The sequence below is a fragment of the Paenibacillus amylolyticus genome (assembly GCF_003719335.1).
Lineage (GTDB): Bacteria > Bacillota > Bacilli > Paenibacillales > Paenibacillaceae > Paenibacillus > Paenibacillus amylolyticus_D.
Genome location: NZ_RIAS01000024.1, coordinates 42,796 through 49,930 on the forward strand (window position 1 = coordinate 42,796; position 7,135 = coordinate 49,930).

Genomic DNA, 7,135 nt, shown 5'->3' on the forward strand with positions numbered 1-7,135 from the left:
TTTTATAAACTTGCCACGAAAATTATCATACCATAGATTAATGATTGAATGCAAGTTTTTTTTATTTAAATTTTATGCTAAAACCGGATTTTAACAACCTACAGCACTTTAACACATCATCCATCCCACCCGCCATCCTCAAATGGCGAATGGAGTTAAGATGATTTGTTCATTATGCTATCTCAAACATCACACTATTTACGGCGAGCAATGACTTCAATTCCGCCCATATAAGAACGCAATGCTTCAGGAATGACTACTGTACCGTCTTCCTGCTGGTAGTTCTCCAGAATGGCTGCTACCGTACGTCCTACTGCCAGTCCAGAACCGTTAAGTGTGTGTACGAATTCAGGTTTTGCCTTAGGCTCTCTGCGGAAACGGATATTGGCACGACGTGCCTGAAAGTCTTCGCAGTTAGAGCATGATGAAATCTCACGGTAGGTGTTGCTCTCAGGCAGCCACACTTCAATATCATATGTTTTAGCCGAAGTGAAACCCATATCAGCCGTACAGAGCGTCAACACGCGGTAAGGCAAGCCTAGAAGTTGCAGTACACGCTCTGCGTTTTGTGTCATTTTCTCCAGCTCATCATACGATGTCTCTGGTGAAGATAGCTTGAGCAACTCCACCTTGTTGAACTGATGCTGACGGATCAAGCCGCGAGTATCCCGTCCAGCCGAACCAGCCTCTGAGCGAAAACAGGAACTATACGCGACAAAATGCTTCGGCAGATCATCGGCATTCAAAATCTCTTCACGGTGGTAGTTCGTTACAGGTACTTCTGCTGTTGGGATTAGATAATACTCGGTATCTCTAAGCTTGAACAGATCTTCCTCGAACTTCGGCAACTGGCCTGTTCCAAACAAGCTGTCCCGATTCACGATATATGGAGGCAGAATTTCTTCGTATCCGTGCTGATCACTGTGCAAATCCATCATAAAGTTAATCAGCGCACGCTCCAGACGCGCTCCAAGTCCTTTATAAAAGGTAAAACGGGAACCTGTCACTTTGGCTGCTGCTTCGAAATCAAGGATGTCCAGCTCCTGTGCAATCTCCCAGTGCGCTTTGGGCGTGAAAGAGAATGACTTGGGCTCTTCCCAACGGCGAATTTCAACATTATCCTCTTCGGATGTACCCACAGGCACACTTTCATTTGGAATGTTAGGAATCGCCATCGTGAGGTCGTTAATTTTAACCTCAAGCTCGCGTACTTCCTCATCCATCGCTTTGATTCGATCGGAGACCTCACGCATCTCGACAATCAAATCATCGGCGTTCTCACGGTTCTTCTTCAGTCTAGCTACTTCTGCGGAAACGGTGTTACGACGGCTCTTCAGATTCTCACTCTCCTGAAGCAATTCCCGTCGCTTTGCATCGAGCTCCGTAAACCCAGCAATCAGATCGAGCGATTTGCCACGATTATTTAATGCCTCTTCTACACGTGCATATTCATTCCGCAATATTTTCACATCAAGCACTGCGTACCCCTCCTAATAAACCTACATTATAGAGCCTCACCTCAGGCTCGTTCTCGATACTTTCAATTAAAAACACAATAATATCTATTATAACCTACAATGTGCCAATAACCGAAAAAACAACCTATGTCCCCGGTTGCCACCTCCGCTGCGATTCCGCTATGCAGCAGTTACAAGCAACATGAGGCATCCGTCCAGATGCAGCTACCACAGCAGCCTAGAACAGACAACTGAGGAGTGCTCCGATGACCGGGAGATCATAGGTTGTACATCGTACTTTATTTTGCTTCTACCGATTGTTTATATGTCCTTGCCATGTCTACAAAGTAAGCATGTAGACGGTAGTCATCCGTCAACTCCGGATGGTAGGAACAAGCCAGTAAATGACCCTGGCGTGCTGTCACAATCTCATCTTTATACGTAGAAAGAACCTCGACCTGTTCGCCAACGCTCTCAATTAACGGAGCACGTATAAATACAGCCCGTACCGTCTCTTCAATCCCTTTTACAGGCAGGTCTGTCTCAAAGCTCTCTCTCTGTCTCCCAAATGCATTACGGGAAACGGTCATATCCATAAGCTCGAGATGGGCTTCTTCTTGACCTTGAATATGCTTGGCCATGACGATCAGACCCGCACAGGTACCGAATACTGGCTTTCCAGCTGCGGCGAAGGCACGAATGGCTTCCATGAACCCATACTTGCGCATGAGCTTTCCGATGGTTGTGCTCTCTCCACCCGGCAGAATCAAGCCATCCAGCTCCTCTAACTGCTGAACCTGCTTAATAGCTACGCCTTCAGCTCCAGCACGTTCAATACTGCGTATATGTTCTGTAACAGCACCCTGAAGTGCCAAAACGCCGATCTTCATGTCTGAATTCCCCTTCTCTTACCAGCCGCGATCCTGCATACGCTCGGAAGGTGCGAGTTTGGAAATTTCGATGCCTTTCATTGGTGCTCCGAGGTTTTTGGAAACTTCGGCAATCAATTTATAATCGGTATAATGTGTTGTTGCTTCAACGATTGCACGTGCAAACTTCTCTGGGCTGTCCGATTTGAAAATACCGGAACCTACAAATACGCCGTCTGCTCCAAGGTGCATCATAAGTGCAGCATCTGCTGGAGTGGCTACGCCGCCTGCTGCAAAGTTAACCACTGGCAATTTCCCGTTCTCATGCACATCAAGCAAAAGCTCATAGGCAACGCCTAGGTTTTTCGCTTCAGCATACAGCTCGTCTTTTGACATATTGGTTACTTTTCGAATTTGGCCGTTGATGAAACGCATATGACGTACCGCCTCAACAATGTTACCAGTTCCCGGCTCACCTTTTGTACGAATCATAGATGCTCCTTCACCGATCCGGCGAAGTGCTTCACCCAAGTCTTTCGCTCCACATACAAACGGTACAGTAAACTCATGTTTATCAATATGGAATACTTCATCCGCAGGAGTCAGTACTTCACTCTCATCCAGGTAATCCACACCCAATGACTCAAGTACTTTAGCTTCTACATAGTGACCAATACGTGCTTTGGCCATAACAGGGATCGTCACAACCTTCATTACTTCTTCCACAATCGTTGGATCAGCCATACGAGCCACTCCGCCTGCTGCGCGAATATCGGAAGGAACACGCTCAAGTGCCATTACCGCTGTTGCACCTGCTGCTTCCGCAATTTTAGCTTGCTCAGCGTTCATGACGTCCATGATTACGCCGCCTTTTTGCATTTCAGCCATACCTCTTTTAACGCGTGATGTTCCCGTTTCCATATTCCAAGCCCCCCGTAGTGTATGTGTTGTCTCCCATTTTTCAATAAGCATAACAACGCTTCTATTCAGATGAAAGAACCTTAGACTTTTATACTGTAATACGTAGAATTCTAACTTGATATTTTACCGGAAAAAGCGCAAATATACAATCCACTCATGCAGTATTAGTTTGTATTTTTCGATTAAAACAAGTTTTTGATTCCATCAAACAGATCTACGAAGAAGTCTTTGATTGCACGGAAGAATAGGCGGAACCAACCGCCCTTCTCAGCTTCTTCGGCTGTAATCAGGTTTACCGTTTTTTCCTGAGGTTCCATTCCCTCTGCTTTATAGGTGTAAGTAACCGTACCAACCTTAGTACCCGCTTTGATTGGTGCGACCAGTTTATCCGCTTCCGTTACACTTGCTTTGAATGTCACATTCAGGTTTTGAGTTCCTTTAGGCACAACAAAACTCACTGCATTATCAGTTACGACAGGAACTGTCGTCTCTTTCCCTTTTTTCAGAGGTACCGTTTCCCAGCCAGTCACTTTACTTTTTCCTGCAACAGCCTGTTTCACTTCAAAATTATCAAAGCCATAGTCCAGCACTTTTTTCGTTTCTCTAAAACGTGCGGATTCGGAATCCGTGCCCATCACCACGCTGATCAAACGCATGCCATTACGTTCAGCCGTACCGGTAAAGTTATTGCCTGCGTTGCTCGTATGACCTGTTTTCATCCCATCCAGACCTTGGTAAGCGTAGCTTTTGAAGTTGGTTATATTTTTATTCGCTTCCAGCATCCAGTTATAGTTGATAATCGGCGCTTTGTCATTAGGACGGAACTTGTAGGATTGAATCGTTGTAAAATCTTTGTAGTCGGGATGATCTCTGACGATATATCTGCACAAAATAGCAGCGTCTAAAGCGGACATTACCGTTTCCTTGTCTTCTGCTGGACGGAATTCAGCTGGCATGTCTGCACGATCAAGACCAGTAGAGTTTATGAAATGGGTATCCTTCATACCCATCCGTTTCGCTTCTTCATTCATCAATTTCACAAATTCGGCTTCCGAACCCGCAACATATTCAGCCAAGGCAACTGTCGCATCATTGGCCGATCCAACAGCCATGGCGATATACAGGTCTTTAACCGTATGCTGGTCACCTTCGGCCAGGAAAATGCGTGATCCGATACTTTTAGCTGCGTTCTTACCCACCGTGACTACTGTATCCCAGCCAAACTTCCCCTGTTTCACCTGTTCTGCAACAATATACTCTGTCATCATCTTCGTCATACTCGCTGGCGGCATTGCCTTATCCGCATCAACTGACAGTAAAATCTGGCCTGTGGAAGCTTCCATCAGGACTGCTGATCTTACATCAAGACCAAGCGAGTCTACTGAAGGGATACTGACGGCCTTTGCCGGCGTTTTCGTTGTTGTAGCTGCCGCGGTCAAAACCTGACCAGAATCGCTTGCTGCTGCCATAACAGGCATCACTGCGGACATGCATAGCATGTTAATGAGCATAACAGAGGCTACGCTCTTTTTGAGGATCTGACGTTTCTTTTTATTCATGTGTTTGACTTTCAATGATGAATACTCCCTTCGATCTGAAGCTTCTGAATGATGCCTCAGTGCAGCTCAAGCTGCTATTTTCATAAATCCCCGTCAATGTGTCAATGGATATGTGGTTCTCTGCTGAATGCGCTATATCGAAATGAGCAAGTTCGTTGCTCTAATGTTCAGATCAAATGTCACTTCGCTCGCATCTTGCTGAATGCTTATCTTATGTAAAACATAATAAACATTCTCTAGTAGGATAAGTCATAACAAGCTTACCTTGAATCGTATAAAAAAGTTCATGGATCACGTCAAAAAATCGCCGCAACGCCCAGATCCATCCTTGGACGGCCACCGCTTGTTCTATTCTATCACAGGGGTATCCGCAAAAAAAGACAAGCCCGGCGAAAATCGCCGAGCTTGCCTTGGAAATCATTAACTCTCTTCGGATTACAACGAGTAGTTAGGTGCTTCTTTCGTAATCTGTACATCATGCGGGTGGCTCTCACGAAGACCAGCGCCTGTAATACGGATAAAACTTGTGTCATTCCGCAATTGATCCAGATTGCTCGTTCCACAGTATCCCATACCCGAACGCAATCCACCGATCAACTGATGAATGGTATCAGACAAAGGACCTTTGTAAGCTACGCGGCCCTCAATGCCTTCAGGAACCAGTTTTTTGTCATCATCCTGGAAGTAACGGTCTTTACTGCCTTGTTTCATTGCAGCCATCGAACCCATACCACGATATACTTTATAACTGCGTCCTTGGAAGATTTCCGTTTCTCCTGGACTCTCTGCTGTTCCTGCAAACAGGCTTCCCAGCATTACGGCATGAGCACCCGCAGCAAGAGCTTTGGTGATCTCGCCAGAGTATTTAATACCGCCGTCAGCAATAATAGGTACGCCATATTCACGCGCCACGCTTGCACAATCATATACTGCTGTAACTTGAGGGACACCAATACCTGCGATAACACGAGTTGTACAGATGGAACCAGGTCCGATCCCTACTTTAACAACGGAAGCCCCTGCTTCAATCAGATCACGTGTGGCTTCACCTGTGGCAACGTTGCCTGCAATGATGGTGAGCTCAGGGAAACGTTCGCGCAGCTTGCGAACCGCCTCAATAATGTTAATATGATGACCGTGAGCTGAATCCACTGTAATCAGATCGACTCCCGCTTTGACCAGAGCGTCTGCACGTTCAAAAGTATCTTTCGAGATGCCAATGGCTGCACCAACTAAAAGACGACCTTGCGCATCCTTCGCAGCTTGCGGGAACTGAATTGCCTTCTCGATATCTTTAATCGTGATAAGTCCCTTCAATGTGTTGGACTCGTCCACCAATGGGAGTTTTTCAATTTTATGCTTCTGTAAGATGCCTTCTGCCTCTTGCAGTGTTGTACCGACAGGAGCTGTAACCAAATTCTCACGGGTCATGACTTCACTAATCTTGATGTTGAAATCATGGATAAATCGCAAGTCACGGTTTGTCAGAATCCCTACGAGCTTCTGATCTCCTTCAACGATAGGCACACCAGAAATCCGGTATTTTGCCATAACTGCCTCAGCATCAGATACCAGATGTTCAGCTGTGAGTGAGAAAGGATTGGTGATAACACCGCTCTCCGAGCGTTTAACCCGATCCACTTCTTCAGCTTGTTGCTCGACAGACATATTTTTATGAATAATACCAATACCGCCTTCACGCGCAATGGCAATCGCCAATGTCGCTTCAGTAACAGTATCCATCCCTGCACTAATCAGAGGAATGTTCAATTTGACGTTATCGCTCAAACGAACGGATACGTCTACTTCTTTAGGCAGTGTCTCGGATTTCCGTGGCACTAGCAATACATCATCAAAGGTGAAGCCTTCCTTACCAAATTTATCTTCCCACACGCAAGTGTTCCTCCTTAAGTTTGCTCAGCTTTACCGACCAAAACCCGAAGATTCCAGGCTGTATTGTATGCCGAAAATTCGTTTTCTGAAAATATATTATTGTCCATCTTAGCAAAGCGATATTTAGAATGTCAAGGGAAACTCCTTGGAACAATTAGTTGTGCTTCCCCTTGTACACAACTGTGTTCCTTACGTGGACAAGTCTTGATAATATAACAAAAAAGCGCCCTTTCATTTAGATCGGTACGCCTGCTTTTTTTGTTAATGTAGTTTAAGTATTCCTTGATTGAAGGTTTTTATGTTCTTCACTAATTTATTAAAAATATAAAAACCACCACCGAACATCATCGGCAGTGGTTCTTTGCTTGGCGGCGTCCTACTCTCCCAGGACCCTGCGGTCCAAGTACCATCGGCGCTAGAGGGCTTAACGGTCGTG

5 protein-coding genes and 1 rRNA gene are annotated in these 7,135 nt (G+C 45.6%); all 6 read right to left on the reverse strand.

The annotated features are described in order from the left end of the window. Window positions 1–194 precede the first annotated feature (194 nt). Window positions 195–1,478 (reverse strand): serine--tRNA ligase, encoded by a 1,284-nt coding sequence (gene serS, locus EC604_RS27430; protein WP_123067172.1) that lies wholly within the window; start codon window positions 1,476–1,478, stop codon window positions 195–197. A 278-nt stretch (window positions 1,479–1,756) separates the two neighbouring features. Further along, a complete protein-coding gene (gene pdxT, locus EC604_RS27435) occupies window positions 1,757–2,347 on the reverse strand; it encodes a pyridoxal 5'-phosphate synthase glutaminase subunit PdxT (protein WP_123067173.1) in 591 nt (196 codons plus the stop codon). Window positions 2,348–2,365: 18 nt separating this feature from the next. Continuing rightward, window positions 2,366–3,247 (reverse strand): pyridoxal 5'-phosphate synthase lyase subunit PdxS, encoded by an 882-nt coding sequence (pdxS, locus tag EC604_RS27440; RefSeq protein ID WP_024628815.1) that lies wholly within the window; start codon window positions 3,245–3,247, stop codon window positions 2,366–2,368. 182 nt (window positions 3,248–3,429) lie between these two features. Next, the gene (locus EC604_RS27445; RefSeq protein WP_192895169.1) at window positions 3,430–4,806 is read right to left on the reverse strand and encodes a D-alanyl-D-alanine carboxypeptidase family protein; all 1,377 of its coding nucleotides are present in this window, start codon (window positions 4,804–4,806) and stop codon (window positions 3,430–3,432) included. A gap of 435 nt (window positions 4,807–5,241) precedes the next feature. Next, complete coding sequence (guaB, locus tag EC604_RS27450; protein ID WP_090924897.1) at window positions 5,242–6,699, reverse strand: IMP dehydrogenase; 1,458 nt, start codon at window positions 6,697–6,699, stop codon at window positions 5,242–5,244. Window positions 6,700–7,062: 363 nt separating this feature from the next. Next, window positions 7,063–7,135 (reverse strand): 5S ribosomal RNA (rrf, locus tag EC604_RS31130); the annotation flags it as partial.

What these genes read in the sequence shown, in the direction of transcription:
- EC604_RS27445 (WP_192895169.1), bottom strand. Translation starts at nt 4,806, where the DNA reads ATGAATAAAAAGAAACGTCAGATCCTCAAAAAGAGCGTAGCCTCTGTT.
- pdxS (WP_024628815.1), bottom strand. Translation starts at nt 3,247, where the DNA reads ATGGAAACGGGAACATCACGCGTTAAAAGAGGTATGGCTGAAATGCAA.
- pdxT (WP_123067173.1), bottom strand. Translation starts at nt 2,347, where the DNA reads ATGAAGATCGGCGTTTTGGCACTTCAGGGTGCTGTTACAGAACATATA.